Annotated in this window: 26 protein-coding genes and 2 tRNA genes; 8 read left to right on the forward strand and 20 right to left on the reverse strand. The window is 35.6% G+C overall.

Annotated elements, in window-relative coordinates; translation table 11 throughout:
* Positions 1-5 precede the first annotated feature (5 nt).
* Positions 6-845, forward strand: a complete 840-nt coding sequence (larE, locus tag AC6EIZ_RS06875) for an ATP-dependent sacrificial sulfur transferase LarE (protein WP_498509920.1) — start codon at positions 6-8, stop codon at positions 843-845.
* A 56-nt stretch (positions 846-901) separates the two neighbouring features.
* Here the strand turns inward: larE and speD are convergent, their stop codons facing one another.
* Entirely contained in the window at positions 902-1369 is a 468-nt protein-coding gene (gene speD, locus AC6EIZ_RS06880; RefSeq protein ID WP_498509921.1) for an adenosylmethionine decarboxylase, read from the reverse strand.
* Positions 1370-1411: 42 nt separating this feature from the next.
* Positions 1412-2512 (reverse strand): DNA replication/repair protein RecF, encoded by a 1101-nt coding sequence (gene recF, locus AC6EIZ_RS06885; RefSeq protein ID WP_498513217.1) that lies wholly within the window; start codon positions 2510-2512, stop codon positions 1412-1414.
* Between the two features lie 79 nt (positions 2513-2591).
* Between recF and AC6EIZ_RS06890 the strand changes: the two genes are divergently transcribed.
* Positions 2592-2665, forward strand: a tRNA-Arg gene (locus AC6EIZ_RS06890).
* 13 nt (positions 2666-2678) lie between these two features.
* Here the strand turns inward: AC6EIZ_RS06890 and AC6EIZ_RS06895 are convergent.
* From AC6EIZ_RS06895 to AC6EIZ_RS06930, 8 genes are all read right to left on the reverse strand, one after another.
* Positions 2679-3131: an N-acetyltransferase gene (locus AC6EIZ_RS06895; protein ID WP_498509922.1), complete on the reverse strand. Its 453-nt coding sequence runs from the start codon at positions 3129-3131 to the stop codon at positions 2679-2681.
* A gap of 1 nt (position 3132) precedes the next feature.
* Positions 3133-6117, reverse strand: a complete 2985-nt coding sequence (gene ppc / locus AC6EIZ_RS06900) for a phosphoenolpyruvate carboxylase (protein ID WP_498509924.1) — start codon at positions 6115-6117, stop codon at positions 3133-3135.
* 35 nt (positions 6118-6152) lie between these two features.
* On the reverse strand, positions 6153-7292 hold the full coding sequence (gshA, locus tag AC6EIZ_RS06905; protein WP_498509926.1) for a glutamate--cysteine ligase: 1140 nt from the start codon (positions 7290-7292) through the stop codon (positions 6153-6155).
* Entirely contained in the window at positions 7289-8809 is a 1521-nt protein-coding gene (locus AC6EIZ_RS06910; protein WP_498509927.1) for an anthranilate synthase component I family protein, read from the reverse strand. The genes gshA and AC6EIZ_RS06910 overlap by 4 nt, the downstream gene beginning before the upstream one ends.
* Before the next feature lie 61 nt (positions 8810-8870).
* Positions 8871-9296: a photosystem I reaction center subunit II gene (psaD, locus tag AC6EIZ_RS06915; RefSeq protein ID WP_498509929.1), complete on the reverse strand. Its 426-nt coding sequence runs from the start codon at positions 9294-9296 to the stop codon at positions 8871-8873.
* Between the two features lie 96 nt (positions 9297-9392).
* Complete coding sequence (locus AC6EIZ_RS06920) at positions 9393-10784, reverse strand: sensor histidine kinase (protein WP_498509931.1); 1392 nt, start codon at positions 10782-10784, stop codon at positions 9393-9395.
* 422 nt (positions 10785-11206) lie between these two features.
* Positions 11207-12481, reverse strand: coding sequence for a rod shape-determining protein RodA (rodA, locus tag AC6EIZ_RS06925; RefSeq protein WP_498509933.1), 1275 nt, complete (start codon positions 12479-12481; stop codon positions 11207-11209).
* A 12-nt stretch (positions 12482-12493) separates the two neighbouring features.
* Complete coding sequence (locus AC6EIZ_RS06930) at positions 12494-13576, reverse strand: Mrp/NBP35 family ATP-binding protein (RefSeq protein WP_498509935.1); 1083 nt, start codon at positions 13574-13576, stop codon at positions 12494-12496.
* Between the two features lie 180 nt (positions 13577-13756).
* Here AC6EIZ_RS06930 and hemF point away from each other — a divergent pair, with 180 nt between their 5' ends.
* A complete protein-coding gene (hemF, locus tag AC6EIZ_RS06935; RefSeq protein WP_498509937.1) occupies positions 13757-14803 on the forward strand; it encodes an oxygen-dependent coproporphyrinogen oxidase in 1047 nt (348 codons plus the stop codon).
* Positions 14804-14814: 11 nt separating this feature from the next.
* On the opposite strand, the gene AC6EIZ_RS06940 is transcribed toward hemF, so the two are convergent.
* Together AC6EIZ_RS06940 and AC6EIZ_RS06945 are read right to left on the reverse strand one after the other, a co-directional pair.
* The gene (locus AC6EIZ_RS06940; RefSeq protein ID WP_498509939.1) at positions 14815-15567 is read right to left on the reverse strand and encodes an N-acetylmuramoyl-L-alanine amidase; all 753 of its coding nucleotides are present in this window, start codon (positions 15565-15567) and stop codon (positions 14815-14817) included.
* A gap of 11 nt (positions 15568-15578) precedes the next feature.
* Positions 15579-16136, reverse strand: coding sequence for a cofactor assembly of complex C subunit B (locus tag AC6EIZ_RS06945; RefSeq protein WP_498509941.1), 558 nt, complete (start codon positions 16134-16136; stop codon positions 15579-15581).
* Between the two features lie 185 nt (positions 16137-16321).
* Here AC6EIZ_RS06945 and AC6EIZ_RS06950 point away from each other — a divergent pair, with 185 nt between their 5' ends.
* Positions 16322-16966, forward strand: a complete 645-nt coding sequence (locus AC6EIZ_RS06950) for a ribonuclease D (RefSeq protein WP_498509943.1) — start codon at positions 16322-16324, stop codon at positions 16964-16966.
* 21 nt (positions 16967-16987) lie between these two features.
* Here the strand turns inward: AC6EIZ_RS06950 and AC6EIZ_RS06955 are convergent, their stop codons facing one another.
* Together AC6EIZ_RS06955 and AC6EIZ_RS06960 are read right to left on the reverse strand one after the other, a co-directional pair.
* Positions 16988-17257 carry a DUF8658 family protein gene (locus tag AC6EIZ_RS06955; RefSeq protein ID WP_498509945.1) on the reverse strand — a complete coding sequence of 90 codons (270 nt, stop codon included), beginning with the start codon at positions 17255-17257 and terminating at the stop codon, positions 16988-16990.
* A 57-nt stretch (positions 17258-17314) separates the two neighbouring features.
* Positions 17315-18487: a lipid-A-disaccharide synthase-related protein gene (locus tag AC6EIZ_RS06960; RefSeq protein ID WP_498509947.1), complete on the reverse strand. Its 1173-nt coding sequence runs from the start codon at positions 18485-18487 to the stop codon at positions 17315-17317.
* Between the two features lie 105 nt (positions 18488-18592).
* On the opposite strand from AC6EIZ_RS06960, the gene AC6EIZ_RS06965 reads away from it, so the two are divergent.
* Positions 18593-18663 (forward strand) — tRNA-Cys (locus AC6EIZ_RS06965).
* Positions 18664-19004: 341 nt separating this feature from the next.
* Positions 19005-19436 (forward strand): hypothetical protein, encoded by a 432-nt coding sequence (locus tag AC6EIZ_RS06970; protein WP_498509948.1) that lies wholly within the window; start codon positions 19005-19007, stop codon positions 19434-19436.
* Positions 19437-19462: 26 nt separating this feature from the next.
* Here the strand turns inward: AC6EIZ_RS06970 and AC6EIZ_RS06975 are convergent, their stop codons facing one another.
* Positions 19463-19624 carry a DUF8639 family protein gene (locus AC6EIZ_RS06975; protein WP_498509950.1) on the reverse strand — a complete coding sequence of 54 codons (162 nt, stop codon included), beginning with the start codon at positions 19622-19624 and terminating at the stop codon, positions 19463-19465.
* A gap of 49 nt (positions 19625-19673) precedes the next feature.
* On the opposite strand from AC6EIZ_RS06975, the gene AC6EIZ_RS06980 reads away from it, so the two are divergent.
* A complete protein-coding gene (locus AC6EIZ_RS06980; protein WP_498509951.1) occupies positions 19674-20645 on the forward strand; it encodes an aldo/keto reductase in 972 nt (323 codons plus the stop codon).
* 7 nt (positions 20646-20652) lie between these two features.
* On the opposite strand, the gene AC6EIZ_RS06985 is transcribed toward AC6EIZ_RS06980, so the two are convergent.
* Together AC6EIZ_RS06985 and purM are read right to left on the reverse strand one after the other, a co-directional pair.
* Positions 20653-21285 (reverse strand): DUF8655 family protein, encoded by a 633-nt coding sequence (locus AC6EIZ_RS06985; RefSeq protein WP_498509953.1) that lies wholly within the window; start codon positions 21283-21285, stop codon positions 20653-20655.
* Positions 21286-21447: 162 nt separating this feature from the next.
* Positions 21448-22488: a phosphoribosylformylglycinamidine cyclo-ligase gene (gene purM, locus AC6EIZ_RS06990; protein WP_498509954.1), complete on the reverse strand. Its 1041-nt coding sequence runs from the start codon at positions 22486-22488 to the stop codon at positions 21448-21450.
* Between the two features lie 123 nt (positions 22489-22611).
* On the opposite strand from purM, the gene AC6EIZ_RS06995 reads away from it, so the two are divergent.
* Positions 22612-24162 carry a bifunctional pantoate--beta-alanine ligase/(d)CMP kinase gene (locus tag AC6EIZ_RS06995; RefSeq protein WP_498509956.1) on the forward strand — a complete coding sequence of 517 codons (1551 nt, stop codon included), beginning with the start codon at positions 22612-22614 and terminating at the stop codon, positions 24160-24162.
* Here AC6EIZ_RS06995 and AC6EIZ_RS07000 read toward each other — a convergent pair.
* From AC6EIZ_RS07000 to AC6EIZ_RS07010, 3 genes are read right to left on the reverse strand one after another with little or no spacing between them, the layout of a single operon-like run.
* Complete coding sequence (locus AC6EIZ_RS07000) at positions 24152-24625, reverse strand: low molecular weight protein-tyrosine-phosphatase (protein ID WP_498509957.1); 474 nt, start codon at positions 24623-24625, stop codon at positions 24152-24154. The genes AC6EIZ_RS06995 and AC6EIZ_RS07000 overlap by 11 nt on opposite strands.
* A gap of 18 nt (positions 24626-24643) precedes the next feature.
* The gene (locus AC6EIZ_RS07005; RefSeq protein WP_498509959.1) at positions 24644-25420 is read right to left on the reverse strand and encodes a phycoerythrobilin:ferredoxin oxidoreductase; all 777 of its coding nucleotides are present in this window, start codon (positions 25418-25420) and stop codon (positions 24644-24646) included.
* Positions 25421-25427: 7 nt separating this feature from the next.
* On the reverse strand, positions 25428-26150 hold the full coding sequence (locus tag AC6EIZ_RS07010) for a 15,16-dihydrobiliverdin:ferredoxin oxidoreductase (protein WP_498509961.1): 723 nt from the start codon (positions 26148-26150) through the stop codon (positions 25428-25430).
* Between the last annotated feature and the right edge of the window lie 83 nt (positions 26151-26233).

Below are 26233 nucleotides of genomic sequence, written 5' to 3' on the forward strand. Positions count from 1 at the left end.
AAAAAGTGTTTTTTAGTCAGCTTGAATCTTTATCTGAATCAGAACTGAAGCAATTAAAATTGTTAAGAGAGTTTATTAAACATATAAATAATGCTTGTGTTGCATTCTCTGGAGGCGTTGATAGTTCTTTAGTAGCGACAATAGCTCAAGAGCAACTGGGCTCAAAAGCCTTTGCTGTGACTGGCATCTCTCCTTCTTTAGCTCCATATTTACGTCAACAAGCACGTCTTCAAGCAGCTTGGATTGGTATTCGTCATGAAGAATGCCAAACAAATGAAATCAATGAACCCAATTACTTTAAGAATCCTGAAAATAGATGCTTTGCATGCAAAAAAGAGTTGCACAAACATTTAAGTCAAATTTCAAAAAAATTCAATAATGCGCAGGTGCTCGATGGAGTTAATCATGACGATCTTCACGACTTCCGACCAGGAATTAAAGCCTCGAATCACGCAGGAGTGATATCACCTCTGGCCGAACTCAAAATAGATAAAAAATCAATTCGTTCGATTTCTAAATCATTGGGTTTACCTTGGTGGGATAAACCTGCTCAGCCATGTTTAGCCTCTCGCATTCCTTTTGGAGAGGAAATAAGTTCGAAAAGACTTGAGCAAATTGCCTTAGCAGAGGAATGGATTATTAATCAAGGTTTTTCTCAAGTTCGTGTAAGAAGTCAAGGTCTATCAGCCAGAATCGAGTTGCCCGCAGATGAGATAGATAAATTTCTTCAACTCATTGAAAGGAATAAATTAGTTAAATATTTTTTAGATTTAGGTTTTCATTCAATCAGTCTCGATCTAGAGGGGTTAATTAGTGGAAAACTCACTAGAGACATAAAGACTTAATAAAAATAAAATCTTGTGATGAAATGATTGTTGATTTACTTTCATTCTTCAGTTAATTAAGGCTCACGATGCAAATTTTGGATTCCTGAAGGTATCTCTCTTTCAATATTTTTAAACGAAAAATTCTTAGCGAGAAAATCTTTAATGAGTAACTTGCAAGCTTTTTCAGGCATCGTATGATCACCACAGGTGAATACATCTATGGCTGCATAACCAATCTCAGGCCAAGTGTGGATTGAGATATGAGATTCAGCTAACAAAGCCAATCCCGTAACTCCCTGGGGCTTAAAACTATGTGTTACCAAATTTAGTAGTGTTGCACCTGAAATTTTTGCTGATGATGTGATGGTTGTCCTTATAAAAGCTTCATCATTAAGCTTCGCATGATCACATTGATAAAGTTCAAGTATGCAGTGCCTGCCTATATTCTCACGAGAATTAATATGTAAGTTTTCTATATCATTTAACTTGCAAGAGTCATGCCATCCAGGATTTGGATGCAATTCTGGAAAGAAAGGTTCCATATCTATTCAAAAAATCACTCCCACAATAACCGACCAATAGTTTCAACAAAAGGAATCTAATTGCATTAATTGCGAATTTCGTACCCATTCACCCTCAAATGATTCCACATGTGTTGCACTGATTAAACACTGATGTTTTTGACCGACGGCATCTAAAAGCAATAATTGTCGTTTAGGATCCAGTTCAGCCAAAACATCATCTAAAAGCAATATTGGAGATTTACCATACACAGATTTAATCAACTCTAATTCGGCCAATTTCAATGCCAACACAATACTCCTCTGTTGGCCAGCAGAGCCAAAACGTCTAGCATCCATTCCATTAACTAAAAATTGAACATCATCACGATGAGGACCTACCCGACAATTACCCGTCATCTCTTCCTCAGGCCTCATTTCTAAAAGTTGACGTTCAATACTCTCCCTCCAAAGTCTTTCACTTTCTTCAGCGTCAAGTTTACTACCAGGCAAATATATAATATTCAGTTTTTCCTTACTGTTACTTAAATGTTGTTGCCAACTTGCAGCAATAGGAAGTAGACGATTCAAGACACGCCTCCGTCTTCGATGAATTCTTGTACTCACCAAGGCCATCTGCTTATCAAAAGAATCTAATAGAATATTTTGATCCTTATTCGACTTAAGACTTAAGTTACGCCATAGCTGACTTCTTTGCCTGTGCAATCTAGAGAACCTTCCTATCAAATCAGAATATATAGGCTCGAGTTGTTGAACGATTCTATCCAGCCAATTTCTTCTTAGTGATGGTTCTCCCCTTATTAATTCTAGATCAAGTGCGCTAAACCCTACACTTCTCAGAGGTCCAATCAAATCGATTTGACGAGTTAAAAGTTTTTCATTTTTGTAGGCTTTTCTCCCACCTTTTCTATTCAATTCTAAAGAAAGTTTTTGATCATCCTCAATCATCGCAGTTAAACAAGCTTTATCTTGATCCCAATAAATCAAATCCTGATTTCGGTTGGATCGATGAGAACGTAAACTAGACAAGAGCTCTACAGATTCCAGTAGATTAGATTTTCCAATTCCATTTTGCCCTATTACTATCAAACGATTTTCAGTAAACTTAACCTGAAAACGTTGATAATTTCGAAAATAATTAAGCTCTAACTGGTGAAGTTGAATGTTTCTTTGTGGGATTTGTATGTAAGCTAATTTTAATAAGGTCTCAGTATTTGGCCTTTTTTAATAACAACCCTTTGTTGGGCATGTAGCTCAGTTGGATAGAGCATCAGATTCCGGTTCTGAGAGTCGGGGGTTCGAGTCCCTCCATGCTCGTTGAAATGAAATTTCACAGTCTAAATCCCATTGTTTTGATACCATTAGGATCTAATAAAAATCCATTTGCTTTTAATGCTTTAAGTGAAATATTGGGAGCTGCAACAGAAATGCTACAGCCTGGCAACTCACGTCTAATGATTTCGATTGCTTTAAAAACCACAATAGACATATATTTTTCTTGTTGATCGCCAGGCTCGGCTACCAAGTCCCACAAATTTGCATTTAAACCTTTGTCACTAGTCACACGTACAAAACCTACAAGTCTCTCAGAAGTCTTTTGAAGGAGAGATAAATAAAAATCGCTATTGTTCAATGCTAATTCCAACTTCCTTGGTTGATGAGTATCTTGATTACATCTAGAAAGTAGACTATTTATTTTTCGTACAGAAACAAACTCACTCCTTAAAAGAACATAGCCCTCAGGAATCTGAGGACATTTGTTTGATGAATTTAATCCAAGCATGTCATCCTGTATTCCTCATCCCTGCAGCGATACCATTAATCGTCAACAAAGCTCCACGCAATAATTCACTACGGCTATATGTTCGCGAACTTTGAGAAGAGTCAATACTCAAATCCTCACTAATTGGTGGTTGACGGTTCTGATCTCTTAATCGTTTCAAAAGAGCAACTTGTAAAAAGCCTAAAGGGACAATAGTCCTATTTCTAAGATTTACAGACAATTGCAAAGCAGGGTCTGCACTTAATAATTTTGATTTGTCAGTAATTTCTAGAATTAATTTCTTCGTCAAACTATATTCACTTGAAATAATCTCAAAAATACGAGCAAAAGCATCTCGATTGTCATTGCCACCTAAACTAACCATGTAATGATGGGCAACCTCCAAATCAACTTTTGAAAGTGTCATCTCTACTTTAGATATCAACATCCTGAAGAATGGCCATCTCTGATTCAACATGCGTAACATCTCCATTTGGTCGGGGTCTGTCTTTAGTTCAGTAGCCAAAGCCGTACCAACCCCAAACCAACTTGGCAAGAGGAATCGACTCTGAGTCCAACCAAAGACCCATGGGATAGCACGTAGACTTGATAAGTCTTTTGCACCAGTTTTTCTTCGAGCAGGACGACTAGAAATTTGTAATTTACTTATTTCCTCTATTGGAGTCACTACTTGAAAAAATTGAACCAATTCGGGATTATCATGAACTAGAGCTCGATAGTGCTTCCTCGAACAAGCTGCAAGTCTAGTCATTAATTCATTCCAGCTTGGCGTAGCATCTAATTTATTGGTAACTAAGCTATTCTGAAGAACAGCTGTAGTTACAGTTTCAAGATTATAGAGAGCTAATTCTGGAAGACTATATTTTGATGCAAGAACCTCTCCTTGCTCTGTGATCTTTATCCGGCCTTGAATTGTACCACTCGGTTGAGCCAATATTGCTTGATAGGCTGGTCCGCCTCCCCTACCTACAGACCCTCCTCTTCCATGGAAAATACGTAATGCTATTCCTTGTCTACTAGCAAGATCCTGGAGTGCTATTTGGGCCTTATGAATTTCCCAATTACTTGAAAGGAAACCAGAATCTTTATTGCTATCAGAATATCCAAGCATAAGTTCCTGAAGTGGTTGAATTTTTTCCCCTACACGCGGCAGTAATTCACGATAAACATCTGTTTGAAGTAACGACTCCATTACAGAAGGAGCACGTTGCAAATCCTCAACCGTTTCAAATAATGGAACAACGAGAAAATCAGCAGATCCTAAAGTTGGATCAATTAAGCCTGACTCTTTAGCTAAAAGAAGAACTTCTAATAAATCTGATGCTGTATGACTCATTGATATGACATACGAGCGGCATATACGAGTACCAAATTCTTTCTGAAGCCTATGAAGCATGTGAAAAACTGAGATAGTATCTTGAGTACTTTTAGACCACTCAAATGCAGGCGGAATCAGTGGTCTACGAGTTTGCAATTCCTTCATTAACCATTCAACTCGGCTTTCCTCATCCATTTCTCCATATGAAACAGGTAGATCTAAATAGCGAGTAAGTTCATCCAATGCATCACTATGTCTTGTACTTTCTTGCCTAATGTCTAAGCTCGCCAAAGAGAAACCAAAGATATGAACTTGATTCAACAAAGTATCTAGGGGTTCACAAGTTAGATCTGTACTAACTAAACTATTTCTAATAAGCTCCAATTCATTCTTGAATTCATCTACAGATCTATAGTGGAGAAACTCATCAAAACTATTATTAGTAGACATTAAAGGCTTCCCTTCTGGAGAGAATTGCCATCCAGCATCAGCTAACTGTTTATTACGTAGTTGAGTTAGTCTTAGTCTCTCTAATGTATAGCTAAGTTTCAAACGATAAGGTTCTAGACGATATCTAGCAGCCCTTTCCTCATAAACCTCAGGGAAACGAACTCTATCCATTTCTAATGATTCTAGTAAAGGGGAACTCACTTGACTCCATTGCATAGAGATACTCAGTTGATCTCTTAGCTCTTGAACTGATGCAAGATACCTATCCAACATTAATTGTCTTTGATAACATGCTGTCCTCCATGTGATTTCAGGGGTTACAGACGGGTTTCCATCACGATCTGAACCTACCCAAGAGCCAAATGTACAAAAAGCTTCATTAGGAATCTCTACGTCTGGATAACTTGAAGCTAGTGCAGTAGTCAGTCTTCTTCTTAATTGAGGCATGGCATCAAACAAAACCTGCTGAAAATAATGAAGCGCATAGTCAACCTCATCAAGAACAGTTGGCTTGAATTGATGGAGCTCATCAGTTCTCCACCAAAGTCTGATCTCCTCCTCTAATTGCAACCTAAATATTTCCTTCTCAGTTTCAGAAATTGAATTATTGGATTGAAGTTGTTGTAAAAGGGTTGCTACTCTACGTTGCTTGTGACGCACAGTGTGTCTAACTATTTCAGTTGGATGAGCTGTAAAGACAAGACGGATATCCATTTCCCTCATCAAAGCATCAAGCTGAGCTGGAGGGACATTCAAGCTACGTAATCGCTCAAATAATTGCCTAAAAGTTGCTGGCGCAGTTTGACTAGCTAATGCAGGTACAAATGGATCTATTTTATTTTTATCGTTCTCTAGCTTTCCTTTTTTCATACTGTCTAAATAACTATCTTCTTCTATACGTTGCTCAAGAATATTGACTAGCTGAAAATAAAGAGAGAAAGCCCTAGCCGCAGATATCGCCTCCGCCAAGTCCATCTCTGTAATCAATTGGACAATTGCTTGCGAGGAATTATCTTGTTTTGACTTACTTGGGTCACTTAATTGTTTTAAACGCAATAATCTCTCTGTTTGATCAGGAGGACATTCACTTTTGAGAACTGTTTTCCAAAGATCTTCAACAAGTTCAAGCCTTTGCTGCAATAAATATCCAGGATCTTGATCCTCAACACTTACTGTCGAGTGATTAGAGATGTTTTCGTTAGGAGGGTTTTTCAACATAAACGTATTATGAAGCAGTTCTACCGACTTAGTCACTAGTAGGTTGATTTCATTTGAAGGAAAGTTGTCTCTTCTTGTTCCATTTCACTAATACCTTTCTGAAGCAAAGACTGAATTGATACACCTTTAGAATGAGAGTTAAGCCATATCATTGATTGATTTCCGTTTAATAAAACAGATTCGATAGGTTGAAGTAACTCAAACATATCAAGCTCCTTAGCTAAAGGAGTTACATCTAGGAGAAGTTCTTTAATCCAATCACGGCAATTGATTTGTTCACCAGTTTTCCAATGAGATAAATTTGCATCAAGACTAGATTTAGCTGCAATCAAATCATTTTCATCTGCCATTACAGCCAATTCTTGTTGCGTTTTAGAACTTGCTTCAATTGGATCATATTTTTTTATATTTTTTTGAAGATTAATAATTCTGAGTTCTAATAAAGCAGTTATCGCCAAAAGCAAATCAACACTACCGACCAAATCACATATCCTTAGCTCTAATCGATTTAAAATATGCGGCCTTTCTGGACCATTGGGTCTTACTGATGTCCACAAATGTCTTTCATTTTTCATTTTGCCCTTGCTTAGTTGCTCCTCAACCCAGGTCACAAAGTGTGCATGATCCAAAAACATAGGAACATTGGAAGGTGTCTTAGGAAATTGAATCCATCTTTGAGAATGGGCACCCGTTGCATTTCCATCTAAAAAAGGAGAACTAGCACTTAATGCTAGAAATAATGATGCTTCACATCTAACCAACCGGAGGGCAGAAAAAAGTAAGGATAAATTTTCAATACCTAAATTAATATGAACACTTGCAGTTACAACATTTGTTCCATATTTTTTTTCTATAAAAGAATGATATGAGTTTTCTGAATCTGACCTTTCAAAAATTTTTATATTTCCAAGACTTAGAGTACTCCCTGGAAGAATTGTCAATTTTTTGCAATCAAGCCATTTCCTAAGTTTTTGTCTTGGTATTAAAAGTGCATGTTTTAAAACTGCATATCTTTTATCTGGAACAGTTATGTACTCAAGATTTCTTTGATCCGGTTCTTTAACAAAATCTGATAGCTCATGCGTAATGGCAGATGCAACACCTACATTTTTACCAGCAAATGTGCCAGTAAAAAGCTCGACTTCAAACCCCTTTAAAAGCATTAAGTTGGTCATAAATCATGGACTTCTAAGCAAGCTAAAGCAGTAAACATCCCCTTGGCCTTATTTAAAGTTTCTTGATACTCATTACAAGGGATCGAATCTGCAACCACCCCAGCCCCTGCTTGGACCTGGACAGTAAAATCATTTTGATTTTTTCTTCTGACAACCATTGTTCTTATAGTAATGGCAGTATTCAATGCTCCATTTAAATCAATAGAGCCATAAACGCCTGAATAGGGCCCTCTTCGTTGTTTTTCTAATTTATTAATTAATTGCATAGCTCTTATCTTTGGGGCTCCGCTAACTGTCCCAGCGGGGAAAGAAGCAATTAACAAATCCCATATATCCTTTTCTTTTTCTAGAATTCCCTCTACCTCACTGACGATGTGCATCACGTGAGAATATTTTTCTATAGTCATTAATTCTTTTACAGAAACGCTACCTGGTGTGCAAACTCGACCTAAATCATTTCGTCCTAAATCTACTAACATCACATGCTCCGCTCTTTCTTTAGGGTCTTTTAAAAGATCTTTCTCTAGAGTTAAATCTTCCAGATCATTTTTTCCTCTTGGGCGTGTACCTGCAATTGGTCTCAAACTTGCTTGAATTCCCTTATCTGTTTGCTGGGCCTTAACCATTACCTCTGGACTAGAACCAATAAGTTGCCAATCGCCAAAGTCAAAAAATGCCATGAATGGGGAGGGATTAACCATCCTCAGGCTTCGGTATAATTCAAAAGGTTTTTGTGTGACATTCGACTCCAATTTTTGACTAATAACTAACTGAAAAATATCACCTTTTTTAATGAATTTTTTTGCAGATTTGACACTATCTTCAAATTCATCTTTAGATACATTAGCTTTCATATCAATTGATCTACTGCCTTTTTCATTCCACATTAAAGACTTTATGGGCTTTAAAGGTGCAGACATCAAATCTTGAAGTTCCTTTATTTGTCCACAGGCAGTTTCATAAGCGTTTTCGGGAGATACCCCATCACTTAAATTTCCATATGCAACAGCTGTTATGAGACGTTTAACTTGATCAAAAATTAAAATTTTATCCATAAACATCCAAATCCCATCGGGCAAATCTTTATCAGTTAATTGATAGGTAGGTACTGAGGGCTCAATCCATTGAATTAATTCATACCCCCACATTCCAAACAGTTGTCCTAGTTGTGGTAAACCAGACAAAGAAACAGATTTATAAGGGTCAAGCATTTTTCTAAGTATTTGAATTGGACTTCCATAGAACTTTTCTTGTTCTCCATTTCTCCAGCATCTAATCAATTCATTTCCTTTAACTGTCGCCTTCCAAAGAGGATCTGATGCCACCACACTCCACCTGCCTAGAGTTTCTCCCCCCTCTACTGATTCAAGCAATACTCCTGGAGGACTATCGTTGCCAACTTTAAGCCATGTTGTAAGAGGGGTTTCTAAATCTGCTGGCCAACTTTTTGCCAAGGGAATATAGTTTGCCCCTCTGGAAGCAGATAAAAGAAATTGTTCCTTATCTAAACTAAGCATGACTGCATAATGGCAGCCCAATAAATATATTTAAAGGGAACAAAATTTAATTTTTAATGACTCATGCATCGTAGGTTCGTTTCCCGCTAAATTTCAAGCTTGCTGGATTAGGATTTTCACCAATTCGCCTATTATTGTATCCTTCTTTTTGACGCCCTTCATTTGGCTTCTCAGAGAAAACACCATCTTTTGGAAAAAGTAATTCTCTATCTCCTCCTGGAAAGATTCTATATATTTTACTTGTTTCAATTCTTGGCTTAAATCCTCTCAATTGAGTATTCAAAGCAAAACACTGTTCTTTTCTTGCAAAGTACATAAGATTATCTCCCTCATGCATTACTGCAGCTCCTCCAGTTGGAAGTTCAAAGACCTCAGATGTTTTACTTGTCCAAGTAATTGCATATTTCTCTTCGGTTTCAGCCGAGTTTAAAAGTCCACCAGTGCTACCAATGTGCTTTGGGAGTGCTCCAGGTAATACTTCAGTCATGCTTTCAATTAAACCAACTTATTCTTTATATTTTTAAATTAGCACTTTATTTTGTGCCTTTTGACTCATTTCTCGTCAACTTCACACGCGTCAACATTAATTCAGCAGATCAAGCTCTTTAAATTCAGAAATAGGAAAAAATATCGTCATTCCACTATCTCTCCTATTAGTGAGTCGCCCACCAAGACTTTTTAATAGCCTTTGTGTCGCAGCCTGACTAAGCTGTAAATTACCTGTAGATGGATTCCAACTCAGTACTGGCCCAATTTCTTCATTGGAAACATTTTCTGATACTCCAGAGTCGGAAATTGTGGAGAGCTGAGTTAAAATTTGAAGTTTTAGTCTCTGCCCTGCTGGCCTTAATTTCAAAGTTAATTCTCCACCAGTTTGTAATCCACGACTGTTCCGATCAATAAGACCGGTCAACATTAATTCAAGCCCTTCAGAATCACTCAAAACCTTAGGCAAATCAGGAGTTATATCAAGAATAAGTTTCAAGCCTTTTCTCTCTAGCTGATTGCGCCAGAGTGGTGAAAGCATGGTGAGCATTTTACCTAAATCTGTTAAAGCTAAATTTGTTTGTTCAGGTTTGCTTCTTTCTAACTCCACTGCATTAAAAATCAAACCAAAGCGATCAATTTGTTCTGTACATTCAATATCTATTTGATTCAAACGGCTTTCTACCACTTTTGGTAAATCTTGCTTCCTAAGGAGAGATCTTATTAATGTTCTTATGGTTGCCAATGGAGTTCTAATTTCATGAGTTAAAGCTTCTAGTAAGGAGATTTCACTATTTTTTGCACTTGATTCGTCGTCATTAATTACGTTATCTGGCAAAGTCTGAATATTCAAACTCGGTGCAATATCTGCGAGTCGTTGTGATAATAGAGGCCAAAATACTTTAGATAAATCATCATTTGTTTTAAGCTGACCCATCTCTCCTAGAGCATTTCTAAGACTATTTGCTTGTTCAACATTTTCTGTGTTTAATCTGTTATCTAATAGCGTCAAAAGATCACTCAACGTTTCAGGGTCACTCCGCATTAATAATTTTCTCTCATGAGATTGCCCTTCTAAAGCTAAAGCAATTTGAATTTCAGGAGTAATAACTATTAGCAATGGATCGTTTCCATCCTCCTCTAGAAGAGTCAAGCGCTCATAGTCAGTAGAATCATTTTGGAAATCCATCGAAGCTGATTGACTGGGTGGCAACATACCCATAGAAGGATTTTTTAGGTTCAACAAGTCCTTTGGCGCCCAAACCCATCCTTGAAATTTCTTCAGTAATTTAGGTTCGTATAAAGCTGGTAAAGGAGAGGATAGCCATAAACCTCTCGTAAGGTTCATTGGCAGCAAAATTTCTGACTGGAGAATATCTAGAGCTGCCCACCACATTCTCCTAACTGCAGATTCACTGCATTTGGCATGAGGGACTCCTTGAGCCATTCTTTCTTGCAAAGTTTTTATAGTTATCAGAGGTTTGGTCACGAATTCCTCCAAACCTCCTTTGATCCTCTAAATGCATTTGGCTCATTAGGTTGTAAAGGATAAAAAAGCATGTAAATAAAATTGCAACTCTTAAAGGTGTCTAAACTGAATTTTTTCAAATAGATGGATTGAGAATTTCACTATCATTCATTTAATAGGTCAAGAAAGTCTCCTTAGACAAAAATAAGATCATGGGAACAACTAGTCTTAAGTAAGGATTAGTGAGAAGAAAACCTTTAATACCAATAATTTTCATAGTAACTAATTAAATGAAACTAATGTTTAATCTGAGAGTGAGGATTCCTTCCTTTACATAGATGAAAAAACTTAACCTCAAGATGGTAAAGGATCTGAACCATAGTGAGTCTCAAAGCTCTATTTTTCCTCAATTAATGCGTTTATAAAAAACATAAAAAATCTAATCAAAGATTTTTTCTTATTGACTGTCCTCGTCGAGCCACAGACAAACAAAAACCCAGACTGATAAAATTGACAAATAACGCAGTTCTGCCGTAGCTCATAAAAGGAAGAGGAATTCCAGTCACAGGACCAAGGCCAATAGTCATAAATATATTCACCATAATTTGAAAGATAAACATTGAAGCTATTCCAATCACAATCAAAGATTCAAAATCACTACGCGCCTCAATAGCTATCTTTATTAATCGAAAAATTAGAATAAAAAATAAAAATAAGACTAATAAAGTTCCTAAAAATCCTGTCTCTTCCCCAAGAGCACTAAAAATAAAATCTGTATGTTGCTCTGGGATAAATTTTAATTTAGTTAATTGGCCTTGCATCAGACCCGATCCAATCAATCCTCCAGATCCAATGCCTATTTTACTTTGGAGCATATGATATCCACCACCTAAAGGATCTTGACTAGGATCAAGAAAAAGGATTAGTCGATCTCTTTGGTAATCTTTTAAAACAGATTCCCAAAACCAAGGAGACATTTTCGCTATTAACAAATGATAAAAGACAACAAATAACGTTAGTAATTTTTTTTTATTTGGCAGAGATCGATAACATAAAAAACCAATTATTGGAATCCATATAAAAAGTCCAAATTGATATAAATAGGCTATTAATCCTGTTAGAAAAGTAGCCAAAATAATAAATGCCCACTCATATGGCATCCCCGACCAATACAACATTCCAAGAAGTATGGCCCCAAAAACAAGAGATGTACCAAGATCAGGTTGAATAAAAACCAAAATCCAAGGCAAAAAGGACACTAATAAAGGTTTAATTAAATGAGATAAATCAAAAAACCTTTTTCGATCTAAAATAGAAGCCAAGATCAGTATTAAGGTTAATTTTGCAAACTCAGAGGGTTGAATATACAAACCAGCGAAGCTGAACCATCTTTGTGCTCCCAATGCAGAAGTACCACTAAAATTCACATACAAAAGTGTTGAAATAGTCGAAAAATATATTATTAGAATATATTTTCGTAAATCTTGCAAAGGAAATTGAGCTAGAAAATAAGCAATAAAAGAACCTATATAAGCAATAATTGCATGTTGATACCAATCTGTAATTCCAAGATTTCTTTGGGTACTTGCAATTAATACACAAGATAAATGTACTAAAATAAAGGGGACAATACAAATTATAAAATCTAGATCTTTCCAAAATTTTTTATTTCTGACTATTTTAAAAGAAGATATTTTTTTTCGACGAAGACCCATCATTAATTTAAATCACTATTTAACAGATAATGTTTTACATAAAGTTCCAGCAAGTTCTAAAAATACTTTTGCTGTGATTGAATCTGGAGATGTATGAACGACTGGTAGATCCTTACCTGTACCTGAAAAAGTATCTGACTCTATTGGTATCTGAGAGAGTAAAGGGACATCATTCTCTTTAGCTAATTGATTACCTCCTCCTGAACCAAAAATCTCATATGATTTTTGTGGCTGATCTGGTGGGATAAAATAAGTCATATTTTCTATCACTCCGAGTACTGGAATATTCATTTGTTTAAACATTGCCAAGCCCCTTCTTGAGTCTTGAAGAGATACATTTTGCGGAGTAGTTACTATTATCACACCTGCCATGGGGACTGCCTGAGCTAAAGAAAGTTGGGCATCTCCGGTCCCGGGAGGAAGATCTACTATTAAAAAATCACGTTCACCCCAGCAAGCTTGATATAAAAATTGCCTAATAATTCCATTAAGCATTGGGCCACGCCAAATTACTGGCTGATTTTGATCAATTAATAATCCCATTGAAACCATTCCAATTCCACATGTTTCTATGGGAATAATTTTTTGCTCTGCACCTGAGCCACTAACTTCAGGAGTTATTTGGCTAACACCAAGCATATAAGGCGTATTTGGTCCATAGATATCTGCATCGAGCAAGCCAACCTTGAAACCCGTTTGACCAAGGGCACACGCTAAATTCACGGCAACAGTACTTTTACCGACACCACCCTTCCCGCTACTTATGGCGATAACATTTTTCACGTTTGGTATTGGAGTTAATCCCTGAGATTGAGCACCATGGCCGGCTTGACCAATAGGAGACTCCTTAGATGGAGATGAATCACCAATCTCAATTTGTACTTCTTCTATTCCTTCCAATGACTTAATGCTTTCCCTTATATCATCTGCTATCTGACCTCTTTGAGCTATTGCAAAATTAGGAAGATTGAGTCTGACAACAATTTTCGGTGGCTTTACTGAAACTATTTCTAACCACCCAAGTTCAACAATAGATCGTTCACTTCCAACATCCTTGATTGAATTAAACGCTTTTAAAACCTTCTCGTTGGTTTTCATTCTTATTTTCTATTACATTCGATGATAGTAAAAAAATCGGCACATATTCCACCTAATTATCCAATGATATTGCCTTTAGTAATAAGTAAGAACTATTCTCAATACAAACTTTTCCAATATTAGTGCGAAATTTGCATCATTTGAAAGTATTTTTTTAAGTAAAGCAAAATACACTTAATTTTGTCCTCCTCAAAAGATCAAGCCAATTTACCGGCAAACAACTCAAGAGATCGAGCCAAAAAGCTTGTTTTAGCGCTTCAAGATGAAATTTGCGCTGGCTTGGAGACTATTGATGGAGAGGGCAAATTCATAGAAGAATCTTGGGAGAGGCCCGAGGGTGGTGGGGGACGCTCAAGAGTCTTGAAAGATGGAAAAATCTTTGAACAGGGAGGGGTAAATTTTTCTGAAGTACATGGCAATGAACTTCCATCCTCAATTATTAGCCAAAGACCCGAAGCAAAAGGTCACTCTTGGTTTGCGACAGGAACCTCAATGGTTCTACACCCCAAAAGTCCCTACATTCCAACTGTTCATCTTAATTACAGATATTTCGAAGCAGGTCCAGTTTGGTGGTTTGGCGGAGGGGCTGATTTAACCCCTTTCTATCCATATCTATCTGATACGCGTCACTTTCACTCATGCCATAAAGCTGCATGTGACACAATCAACAAAGATCTCCATAAGGTTTTCAAACCTTGGTGTGACGAATATTTCTTTCTAAAACATCGAAATGAGACAAGAGGTGTTGGAGGTATTTTTTATGACTATCAAGATGGATCAGGCTTGCTTTATAAAGGACAAAATGCCAATGGGAACGCCTCTAAAATCTCAAAAGAGCTAGGGAACTATTCTTTGAATTGGGAAAATCTTTATTCACTTGCAAAAGCATGCGGGCAGGCATTTCTACCCTCATATGAGCCAATAATCAAAAAGAGAAAAAATCAGAGCTTTTCAACTAAAGAAAGAGACTTTCAACTTTATAGGCGAGGTAGATATGCTGAGTTCAATTTGGTATGGGATAGAGGCACAATTTTTGGATTACAAACGAATGGAAGAACAGAATCAATATTGATGTCATTACCCCCCTTAGCAAGATGGGAGTATGGATATAAGCCAGAAGAAAATTCACGTGAAGCGCTGTTAACAGATTTATTTACTAAGCCTCAAGATTGGTTCACAGATAAATCTCTGGAAGAAAGGTGTTTACCTCATCAAGCATTGGATTAGATACTGCTCTTCTAGATTATTCCATTTAAAAAAGCTTGAATTATCTCATTGGCAAGGAGTTCTATTGTTTTTTGCCTGGTTTTTAAATTTCTAAGATTTTTTTCTAGCAGACCCTCTAATTTTGCTATTTCAAGAATCCTTATTTTCCTTCTTGGAGCACCTAAACCTCCTCTAAATAAAACAGGAAAGCGTCCGAATTTTCTTGCGATTGACTCGTCTATTTTATTTGGCGTCTCAGAAAAAGGAGGGATCAAGCCTGAACCAACACCATACTTACCATATGCATCAAAATGAATCTCAATCGCATACCCACCGCGTTTAGCGAATTTACTACCCACTGACCAATTTGTTCTTGGATCATTATGATCATCTATATTTCTCACTCCTGGGTCATAAGATCTAATATTTAAACCTTTCTTTTTGCCAAGCTTAACAATTGATTCTTGTAATTTTAAATTCCAAAAAAGTTCATCACTTATTTCAGGATTCATTGGATTCAAACCAAACTTATCAACAGCTTCGCCAGGTGTGCCAGCACCAGCCAATCCCTGAGAATCTGCATGGCCAGCCAATATTAAAATAGGGATATTTTTATCTACATCTTTACTCCCAACCCAAGTTGCAGGAAGTTTTGAGCCTTCACCAATAATTAATTCAAAATCTTCAGTAAAATTAAAATTTCTATTATAGTAAAAATGGTAAAAAGAATAAAAAACAATTAAAAGTACTATAAATTTTAAATTATTTAATACTTTATTTCTCACCACAATACTAATTAAATAGGAGAAGAAAGTAGAGAGTTTTCGCTAGTAAGCTTAAGACTTTCAGCTAGTTCCAACTGAATTGCTATAAGCTCATCACGATGAGCTTTGATTCGTAAAATACTGATATCAGATAGATCTGAACTTAATAACTTAACTTCTAATGATTCCTCTCGTTTGGATTTAACACGATAAATAATTCCAGCAAGAGGTGCGCCAATTGCAGCTAGTAGTAAAGGCCACCAATCCAAAGAAGGATATAGCTGAATTAAAACAAGTCCCAAGCAAGCTGAGCCTAGTCCTCCAAGGCAAGCCAAAAAGATCACCAAAAAAGTACTAGAAGCAACATTGCCGTTAAAAATTAACAATTTCTCTTCAGCATTGCCTCCATTATTTTTCCAACCACGTTCTTCTAACCAAAAACTAATACCTTTCAAAACTTCCAGAGGAGGCAAAGGAGACTGAACATCTACAACTGTTGTGCGGTCCTTACTTGCAGCTCGCAGAAAAAATCCTAAACCTATCGCTAATAGGATAGTGAGAAACAAAGTTGAGGAGAATGCAGATTGCATCTCAATAATACGATCCCTTTTATCTTAATTGTTCTGGAAAACATAGCTACAAAAGTGAGCTAAAAAAATTAAAAGATTTTAGAAAAGATAAAATCGATGAATTCAATAAATATTTTTTATTATTTTAGGTATTAGAATTAGATCATAATGAAATAACTGAAAATTTAATTCTCATTAAATTTATTATGCAAAAAAAACTTGATGCCCCCTCGACATTTAAGATCTTTGAGCAAGACATAGATAATGAAACTGAAATTGCTTTAAGCTCATCTATGGCTTTAGCAGTTGACACCGAAGCCATGGGGTTAATTCATGGTAGAGACAGGCTATGTTTAATACAAATATGTGATGAATTTGATAATGTTATCTGTATTCGTATAGAACGAGATCAACATTCAGCACCATACTTAAAATCTATTCTTGAGAAGAACACAATTGAAAAAGTCTTTCATTTTGCAAGATTTGATGTTGCTGCTCTAGCAAGTAATCTAAATATTGACGTTAATCCAATTTTTTGTACAAAAATAGCAAGTAAAATAGGTAGAACTTACAGTCCTAGGCATGGGTTGAAAGAAGTAGTTATGGAAACTGTTGGAGTGGAATTAGATAAACAAGCTCAAAGCAGTGACTGGGGAAAAGTTGGTGATTTAACTCAAAAACAACTTATTTATGCAGCAAATGATGTTAGATATTTACTAGGAGCAAAAAACAAACTTGAGGAGATGTTGAAACGCGAGAAAAGATGGGAATTAGCCAAAAAATGTTTCCAATGCGTACCTATTTTGTCAGAGCTTGATAGAAGAAGATTTACAAATATTTTTGATCATTAATTGTTTCAACTTCAAGATCGATTAATCCTCAAGCATAAAATTCTCCTCTTCTTTTAGAGCCTTTAATAATTGATCAAATGATGCAGAGGCCGAAACACTTTGTTTGTTATCCTCATTTAAAGTTTGCTCAAGAATTTTTTGAGCAATTTCCTTTCTCGATTGCAAATCTTTTTTTCCTTCTTTAGCTGCAGCTACCTCTACTTTTCGTCGAGCGGCTGAAATACTTATACTCAAAGAAGATGCTAACCGAGCACAAATTTTAAGATAATTATGATCTTCAATTAGTGGCATATGCAGAAGCTTGAATAGAAAATCTTCATAAAAAATCCTTTACTAGATTACACCGCACTACAAACCCTTAGACAAGTGAGTCAAAATACTAAGAGCTATAGCATGACTTCCACCCTCAGAACCCATTCTTTTAGACCCTCTTAGGCCAATAATCTCTCTATCAGAATCAGAATTCAGTAAAAAGCCCACTTGTTTTGCGAAAATTTGATCACCCTCAGCAACAGCTACCGCACCACCTAATAAACGACTTTGTCGTTTAGCAAAATTGAAATTAAATTGATGTCCTTTTCCTGGCATGGAGACGCATGGGATACCTAAACCTACTAATTGTTCTGTAGCTGTACCTGCATTAGCTACTCCTACTTCTCCCCACTTAGCCCAACAAGAAAATTGGTTAAAGCCAATTAATATAAGTAAGGAGTTTTTTTTCCATATTTCCGAAATCCCATTTTCACCTGTTGAGTGATAAGTAGGATTAAAACCTAAGTCCATCAATATTAATTCTATTTTTTTTCTCATTGCAAAAGAACTTAAAGGAACAAATACTGCGATGGAAGATGTAATTTCAATAAACTGAATTGCAATTAAAAGTTTTTTAAAATTCTGATACGCCTCAGGCAAACGACTTCCACATAACAAAATCAAACGTCTATATCTTTTAAAGTCATTAGGACATTCTTTATTAGAAATACCATCCATCATTGGATTCCCCGGCGATAGTGCATTTACACCATGATTTCTCAAACCTCGAGCGGTTATTTTGTCTCTTACTGCAACCATCCGGCAACGACTAGATCGCATCAACCAATATTCCCATGGATCCCACTCAGTTCCTTTCAATCGATGGTAAAAATCACTCAAAGAGGATCTTGGCCCGCTAGCCCATGTGTAATCACTTTTAGGAGTGCCAATAAAAAAATAATTTGCACCACTAGCCCATGCGAAAAGAAGAGGTAATAAATCTCCAACTGCAACGATAATTCTTCCTTCTTTAGCTGATCTATGAATCAAAGTCCATTGCCTCCAGAGACTTACTAATAAACCAGCTTTTAAATCTAAAACCAAGCCACTAAAACTCTGATTACTAAATCCCCCGCTTGGCAAAAGTGTTGAAGGACCAATCTTGGCAAGCCAGCCATCTCTCACAAGCGTTGAAAATGCTTTCCCATCTCCAACCATCGGGAGAACTTCATAAGAGATATCTGGATTCATTTCATGGAGAGCTTCCATAACCTTGCAAGCAATAATGTCTTCTCCATGTCCATTACAAAGAAACAAAAGATTTTGTTCGGCTTGACTGATACGATTTGAAGTGGAAATGAAAATTTCATTTTCGGCGGCATGGCCAAGTGGTAAGGCAGAGGATTGCAAATCCTTTATCCCCAGTTCGAATCTGGGTGCCGCCTTCATTATTATTCGTTTAATTTTCCTGAGGAAGCCCTCCAGCACAATGCTCCATGTGTAGCGAGTAGCAAGTTTCAAGAAGGTTCAGAAATTAATAAAGTAATTTTGGTAATGGATCTCAATATTGAGCATATATCCATTCTTACAGTTAGCCTCTAAAAGAACCACTAGAGAAAAGCTTGTAAATAATGAGGATAAGAAATATATACATATTATATTCACTACTTGATTGAATATTTTTTATCCATGTTATTAAGGTTTTTTTTCATTACAATTAAGTAGAAAAATTCGCATAGAAAGATTATTCATAGATTAATATTAATCATATTAACCAAAAGGAACAGTGTCTGATCAAATTGAATTCAGTTCTTTTTATAAATTATTAAATTCAATTAAAGAAGGTGAATCTGAACAAATATCTTTACTCGATGAAAAAATTAATGAATTCAAAGATGGTAATAAATCGAAAAGTTTTCTTGATGAATTAGGATCTCTTTATCTCTCTATAGGTATTACAGAATTATATAATTTCACGAATACAAAAGATCTCAAGGCAATTGGACTTATCGATAAAGAAGGCTGGGAAAATTTAGCCTCTACAAATCAACAAGAATTACCTGTATACCTTGCAAATAAAATGATTGAGTACATTAAAGAAAACAAAAAAGTAAAGGAAATGTCCAATAAGTGGAATATTAAAGAGGGTGAAATAAGAAAGCATATAACTAAAATGGCAAGATATATAACTGAGGGGATTATTGATGTAATTGAATAGTATTAAATATAGATTAATGCTTTGTATTAATAATCATTATCTGCCACACAAATACCTAGACATCTTATTCCATTACTAGAAGTTCTTCCACAATGATGACATAGAACTTTTTCTTGATCATCATTACTTTCATTTTCTTTGTTATTTTTTTCAAAAGAAGAATCTTTAAAACTAATTAATTTATTCATGTAAAATAATGATATTAGTTTTCTTTAGTTGAAATAACATAAATGAATCATGACTAAGAACAAAATTGGGATTGGTTTTGGAACGTGGGCCTGGGGGAATAAGCTCGTTTGGGGCTACGAAGCTGAGACAGATAATATTTTACTTAAAAAAACTTTTTTTGATGCCATAGACAGGGGATTAGATCTTGTGGACAGTGCAGATTCTTACGGCACTGGTAGTTTATTTGGGCAAAGCGAAAAGCTGATTGGCAATTTCCTTGAAGAATTACCAAGGAGAAAGCTCAAAAAAATTACTATCGCTACCAAGCTCGCACCCTTTCCATGGAGAATTGGTCGCAATGGTCTCAACAAAGCTTTTCAAGAAAGCAATCAGCGACTAAAAGGAAAAATGACCAGAGTACAGCTTCATTGGAGTACTTATCGTTATGCACCTTGGCAAGAAGAGCAGTTACTTAATGGCATAGGGGATTTATATGAAAAAGGTTTAATCAAAGAAATCGGACTCTCTAATACTGGTCCCAAAAGACTGACCTTCTTATATCAAAAAATGAAAGAAAGAGGGATTAAAATTAATAGTATACAAATGCAACTTTCGTTATTAACCAAACCATCTTTAGAGGATAAAAATATCAAAAATATATGTGATGATAATGAAATTGAATATTTAGCTTACAGTCCATTAGGACTGGGGGTCCTAACAATTCCACCAAATAAATTTCCTAAACCTAAAACATTCTTGCGACAGAAGTTATTCCAAAGAGTACTTCCAAAAACTATAGAATTGAGAACATTACTAGCTAATATAGGTAAAAAGTATTCAGCCTCCCAGGCACAAGTTGCCTTGAATTGGGTAAGGTCTCATGGGGCAAAACCAATAGTCGGTATTCGTACTCCATTTCAAGCTAAAGATGCAAGTTCTGCACTTAATTGGTCTTTAACTAAAAGTGAGAAAGAAACTCTGGATTATTACAGGAATAAATGTCTAGCAAATATGCCTCAAAACCCTTTCACAAGTCCCTAATCAAAATTCAAATATCAGGGCTGACAATAACCTTCATTGAATCTGAAGAAGTAGGAAGACTAATCACTTTTGCTGGTGGAATGGGCTGTGAATTTGCGTTTTTTTCAATTATTTCTTTCTCAGGCTCTTTCTCATCTTTTGCGCAAGCTTCTAATGCTTCTCTCAACAATGAGTCAAAAGTTGCGCCTGGCAATCTATGCCTCGCGACTTCAAGGAATGTAAGTGGTAAAGACTCTGATGCCGCATCTTTTAATGCAGGATTATTTTTTCTATGCTCTTGTTCGTCATGAATTGCCCGAATAAATCTTAGCGTCACTTCATGCTTAGTCGACGCTTTAATCAAAGTATCATTATCTCTTTGCCCATTAGTTGCTTCTTGCTCTAAGTCATTTATTCTACTTTCTAAACTCGTAAGCACTTCATCAGCTTCTTTCCCAATATGAGAAAGCTGTCCATCAGACAAGTTTGGTAAATCAGCTACATAAACTTTTCCATGATCTCTTAAAGTGAGGAAAGTTGGTCTTGGGCCTCCATTTTGTCTCAGGCCCAAATCGGCTTGCCCTCCTAAAGGCCTTTTTGGAGGGGTTGGCCCTGCAGAACTTCTCCTGCGCGTCAGACGCTGTTGATTTTCAAAAGGCATAGTGTTAATTAAGATCTAACTTCGCATTACCCGAACTAATATCCGGCTTGCGTTTCTTTATATCTTACTGTTTTTTTTCCGTTATAGAAAATCTTTTTTAACCTTCATTTAATTTGTTGAAAAAAATATACTACAGGTTTTTATAAAACGCCGCTTAAAACCTCACCTAGGTATTCCTAAGATATCGATATGCTTGGAATCACTCTGCCTTTCAACCACTTGTCCTATATTCCATGCTTCAAAATCGTTTTTCATACATATTTCTAAAGCAGAATTCACATGATTTTTTGGAACAATTAGACAAAAACCTATCCCCATATTGAAAGTATTCCAAAGATCAATTTCAGGAATATCGCCTGCGTTTTGTAACCAAGTAAAGATTTCAGATATTTCCCAACTAGCCATATCTAAATGTGGTACCAATCCAGAGGGAAAAATTCTAGGAAGATTCTCTGGTAAACCTCCACCTGTGATATGGGTCATTCCATGAATTGGTATATTTTGTCTCAACAATTTGTCAACAAGTTGGAAATAAATTGCGGTCGGCTTTAGCAAACCTTGAATCAAGTTCCTTTGATTTTTCCCATAAAGAGTATTCTCGTCCACATTCGCCATGGAAAGGACTTTACGAACAAGACTAAAACCATTGCTATGAATACCATTGCTTTTTATCCCGATAATCTGATCTTCAAGATCAATTTGTGTGCCATCTATTAAATGATGATTTTCAACGATCCCAACACAAAAGCCTGCCAGGTCATATCTTCCCTTGGGATAAAAACCAGGCATTTCAGCAGTTTCTCCTCCCAAAAGAGAACAATCCGATTCACCACAGCCTGCTGCAATTCCCTCTATCACTTCAGCCAAAGCATGGGGAGTCAAAGTTCCACTGGCTATATAATCAAGAAAAAATAAAGGGCGTGCCCCATTAGTTATTACATCATTGACGCACATTGCAACCAGGTCTATTCCAACTCCAAAATGACAAGCATATTGCTGAGCTAATTCCAATTTTGTACCAACACCATCCGTCCCAGATACCAAGACAGGACTTTCATAGCCTTTTGGAATTCTTATACACCCTCCAAAACCTCCTAACCCCCCGATGACCTCACTTTTATGAGTTTTTTCAACGCATGATTTAATTCTCTCCACGAAGGCTCTTCCAGCAGTAACATCAACTCCCGCAGTTTTGTAATCCATCAGTAAAAAGCTTTCTTATTCAAAACATATGAACCCTAATATGAAATCCATATGGGATCAGTATGCAATCAACTTATTTCATTTCAATCATAAGTTGATCAAATTAATTTATTTACCAACATAGTGGTACAAAAAATCTTCCAAACTAATGCTGAATTAAAAGATTGGCTTAGTGAACACAATCCAGCAATAATTTTCATCCCTACGATGGGAGGACTTCACCCTGGTCATCAATATTTAATTGAGAAAGCAAAAGAAAGAAAATCAAAAATAAACCAAATTATTCTTGTCAGTATTTTTGTAAATCCATTACAATTCAGCAAGGGTGAAGACTTCAAAAAATATCCCAGAAATATAAAAAGAGATGCTGAATTAGCTTTTAATGCAGGAGCAGATGCAATTTGGGCTCCAGATTATGTTGAAGTTTTTCCTGGAGGAGAAGATTCACATTTTAAAATTCAAGTTCCACAAATATTGCACAATCAATTATGTGGTGCTGAAAGGAAAGGTCATTTTGATGGAGTTGCAACCGTTGTTATTCGTCTGATCAAAATTGTCAAACCAGAAAAATTAATTCTAGGAGAAAAAGATTGGCAACAGTTAATTATTATTAGAAAACTATTTGAAGAACTTTCAATACCTATAAAAATTGAATCCTTTGCAACAAAAAGGGATCAAAATGGATTTGCTTATAGTTCAAGAAATTCTTACCTAAGCCATTCTGAAAGATTACTTGCTCAGGGTTTACCCCAGGTAATTCAAGAAGCTAAAAATGATTTTGTGAAAGAGAAGATAATTAATCTCAAAAAATTAGAATCCAGACTTAAACAAAACAATTTAGAAATCGAATACATAAAAATCGTTGATGCATTTTCATTGAGTGAAATAGAAAATATAAATGGTATATGCCTTTTAGCCGCAGCCGTAAAATGTGGTTCAACAAGGCTCATTGATCACACTTTTCTCATGCATCGAAAACCAATTATCGCAATTGATGGTCCAGCTGGTGCTGGTAAAAGTACAGTAACTAAAGCATTTGCAAAAAGACTTGGTTTTATCTATTTAGACACTGGAGCAATGTATCGAGCAGTAACTTGGTTAATACTCAGTAATTCTATTGCTCCAACCAACCAGGTTGAAATCAAAAATATCCTGAAAGATTCAAAATTAGAATTTCAAAACTCAAGCTTTGTTGAGCAAAAAATATACATAAATAATATTGACGTAACTGAGAAGATACGATCACCAGAAGTGACTTCAATGGTTTCTGAAATTGCTAAACAACAATTTGTAAGAGAATTACTTACGCAAAAACAACAAGTAATTGGCAATGATGGGGGCTTAGTTGCAGAAGGAAGAGATATCGGCACAGCTGTATTTCCAGATGCAGATGTAAAAATTTTTCTTACGGCCTCTCCAACAGAAAGGGCAAAAAGACGAGCTTTTGACTTACAAAAAAGAGGTTATGAATTCTCCAGCATTGAAGCTCTTGAACAAGAAATTAAAGAGAGAGATAAGAAAGATAGTGAAAGAAAAATCGCTCCTTTAAAAAAAGCTCAAGATGCAATAGAGCTAGTAACAGATGGTATGAATATTGAAGATGTCTTAAAAGAACTGATTTATATTTTCAGATCAAAGATTCCAGAAGAAGTCTGGCCAACTCCTAATCAATGAGACTATCTATTAATCCATCCATAGCATCATCCAGTAAATCCATAACCTTATCGAAGCCATTTTGACCACCATAATAAGGATCAGGTACCTCATCTAATTGAGATTTTTTTGAGTAACTTAAAATAAGTTTTATTTTATAATTTACTTGATTTTTATGATCTCTTATTAATGATTTAACAGCGTCAAGATTATCATTATCCATAACCAAGATATGATCAAATTCATATAAATCATTTTCTTCAATTTTTCTGGATCTACTGGTCAGTTCGATACCTCTTGATAATGCTGTTTCTCTCATACGTGGATCAGCAAGATTTCCAACATGCCAACCGCCAGTTCCTGCCGAATCAACTACAAAAAGTTTTTCTAAACCTCTATCTTTAATTTTTTGGTTAAAGACGCCTTCTGCTGCAGGAGACCGGCAAATGTTTCCTAAACAAACAAAGAGAATTTTTTTTACCATAATCTTCAAATTTAAAATTTATTGTAAGTCAAAAAGAATATTATTTATATAACTTTCAGTCCATGCATTTCCAAAGAAGCCTCGTAACATTCCTCTTGCAGGATCTTTTTCGGCTCGATATCGCATATATTTTTTCTGTCCATCTAGTATCTTTGCAGATCTTTCTGATGGAATAGGTTTTGCATTAGCCACTAGATCCAAGAAAAAATTCAAATAATCATCAAAAGCTGGTTTGATTATCTGACTAATTAATTTATCACCTTCTGCTCCTAAAGGAATTCTAGACCAAAGAAAAGCTGGAGAAAAATATTGTCTGGCCTCCAGTGGAATATCTCCCCCTGAAGGAAGTTTAGATTGCCAATTTTCGTGTATTGATTTTAATTTTCCTAAAACGTATTCAGTATGAATCATGTCATCTTTTAATACAGGTTGAAGATCTAAAGCAATAAGATGTCCATTTGGAAGTGTTACAAAATCAGCTCCAAAAAAGGGTAAATCATAATTTTTTAAAGGTGAAATTACCAAATTCATAACAGAGGTTATTTCACCAGCCTGTAGGCAAGAGCATCTAGCCTGTCGGATTTTTTCCGTCTTTAGACCCCATGTTTCCAAAATAACTTTTTTAGGATTAGAACTTGAGCCAAAAAAAGATTCTTTAAAAAGAAAATCATTCTTTATGGGATAAAGAGTAGGTTGAAAAATAGAAAACTTATTTATAGTTTCATCTAAGAAATAAGACCAACGCCAATTATTTATTGAAACAGGATCAAGACTATTATTTCGTTTAAGTTGCATTTAAAAACTAAAATGAAGAATTAATATTTTCTAGGCTTAATGGAAATAAAAACTCATTCATATATTTCTCTGACCATTCTTTACCAAAAAAGCCAGAAAATAAACCATGAGCTGGATCTTTTTCAGCACTATATTTATCATAATCTATATGCAATAAGCTTACCTCTTGGGATTTAATATAATTTTCATTAGCTTTTGATAAATCAAGAGTTAACCAATAACATTTAAGAAAAGAAGTAAAAACTTTTGGTAAAATAGTTTCCGCTTCAAAATTACCGCCTTTGCAAAATAAAGCCCATGGAGAGAAATACTTGCTTGGATCATATATATTACTTTTCATATCAGAATTAAACTCATTAAAACATTGTTTTAAACTTTTTAAGCCATCAAAGTATCTATCTAAGTATTCTTTATCTTGAACAAGAGGCTGAAAATCAAGAATAGCAACCAGCTTTTCTTTTTTATCAAACCACAAAAGGTCAATACCCATAATTGGCATATCATTTTCATTATGAGGGTAAGCAACTGAATTTAATACTTGAAGATGGTCGCCTGCGTCCAATCTGGTTACTCTCCATCTTCTAAATTCAGGAACATCCCATAACCAGCTATTCAGTTTATAATTGCCTTTTTTAGAAACGCGTTCACAAAATTCATCCCGAACAATCAACTCCTTACCGTCATGTTCAAGAATATTTTTTGTTAACTCACTTAGAAGATCGTCAAACATATTCATTCATCTCCTTAGAGGATTAAATAATTTTCTCTCCATTAAAGTAATTTAATCTGTTAAAAAAGAATACATGCAAACAT

It is taken from the genome of Prochlorococcus sp. G4PB16, assembly GCF_059772465.1.

Excerpts from the sequence above, each read along its gene's own strand:
- speD (WP_498509921.1), bottom strand. The coding sequence starts at position 1,369 with ATGGAACCTTTCTTTCCAGAATTGCATCCAAATCCTGGATGGCATGAC.
- AC6EIZ_RS06895 (WP_498509922.1), bottom strand. The coding sequence starts at position 3,131 with ATGCTTGGATTAAATTCATCAAACAAATGTCCTCAGATTCCTGAGGGC.
- ppc (WP_498509924.1), bottom strand. The coding sequence starts at position 6,117 with ATGTTGAAAAACCCTCCTAACGAAAACATCTCTAATCACTCGACAGTA.
- gshA (WP_498509926.1), bottom strand. The coding sequence starts at position 7,292 with ATGACCAACTTAATGCTTTTAAAGGGGTTTGAAGTCGAGCTTTTTACT.
- AC6EIZ_RS06910 (WP_498509927.1), bottom strand. The coding sequence starts at position 8,809 with ATGCTTAGTTTAGATAAGGAACAATTTCTTTTATCTGCTTCCAGAGGG.
- psaD (WP_498509929.1), bottom strand. The coding sequence starts at position 9,296 with ATGACTGAAGTATTACCTGGAGCACTCCCAAAGCACATTGGTAGCACT.
- rodA (WP_498509933.1), bottom strand. The coding sequence starts at position 12,481 with ATGATGGGTCTTCGTCGAAAAAAAATATCTTCTTTTAAAATAGTCAGA.
- AC6EIZ_RS06930 (WP_498509935.1), bottom strand. The coding sequence starts at position 13,576 with ATGAAAACCAACGAGAAGGTTTTAAAAGCGTTTAATTCAATCAAGGAT.
- AC6EIZ_RS06945 (WP_498509941.1), bottom strand. The coding sequence starts at position 16,136 with ATGCAATCTGCATTCTCCTCAACTTTGTTTCTCACTATCCTATTAGCG.
- AC6EIZ_RS06950 (WP_498509943.1), top strand. The coding sequence starts at position 16,322 with ATGCAAAAAAAACTTGATGCCCCCTCGACATTTAAGATCTTTGAGCAA.
- AC6EIZ_RS06955 (WP_498509945.1), bottom strand. The coding sequence starts at position 17,257 with ATGCCACTAATTGAAGATCATAATTATCTTAAAATTTGTGCTCGGTTA.
- AC6EIZ_RS06960 (WP_498509947.1), bottom strand. The coding sequence starts at position 18,487 with ATGGAAGCTCTCCATGAAATGAATCCAGATATCTCTTATGAAGTTCTC.
- AC6EIZ_RS06975 (WP_498509950.1), bottom strand. The coding sequence starts at position 19,624 with ATGAATAAATTAATTAGTTTTAAAGATTCTTCTTTTGAAAAAAATAAC.
- AC6EIZ_RS06980 (WP_498509951.1), top strand. The coding sequence starts at position 19,674 with ATGACTAAGAACAAAATTGGGATTGGTTTTGGAACGTGGGCCTGGGGG.
- AC6EIZ_RS06985 (WP_498509953.1), bottom strand. The coding sequence starts at position 21,285 with ATGCCTTTTGAAAATCAACAGCGTCTGACGCGCAGGAGAAGTTCTGCA.
- purM (WP_498509954.1), bottom strand. The coding sequence starts at position 22,488 with ATGGATTACAAAACTGCGGGAGTTGATGTTACTGCTGGAAGAGCCTTC.
- AC6EIZ_RS07000 (WP_498509957.1), bottom strand. The coding sequence starts at position 24,625 with ATGGTAAAAAAAATTCTCTTTGTTTGTTTAGGAAACATTTGCCGGTCT.
- AC6EIZ_RS07005 (WP_498509959.1), bottom strand. The coding sequence starts at position 25,420 with ATGCAACTTAAACGAAATAATAGTCTTGATCCTGTTTCAATAAATAAT.
- AC6EIZ_RS07010 (WP_498509961.1), bottom strand. The coding sequence starts at position 26,150 with ATGTTTGACGATCTTCTAAGTGAGTTAACAAAAAATATTCTTGAACAT.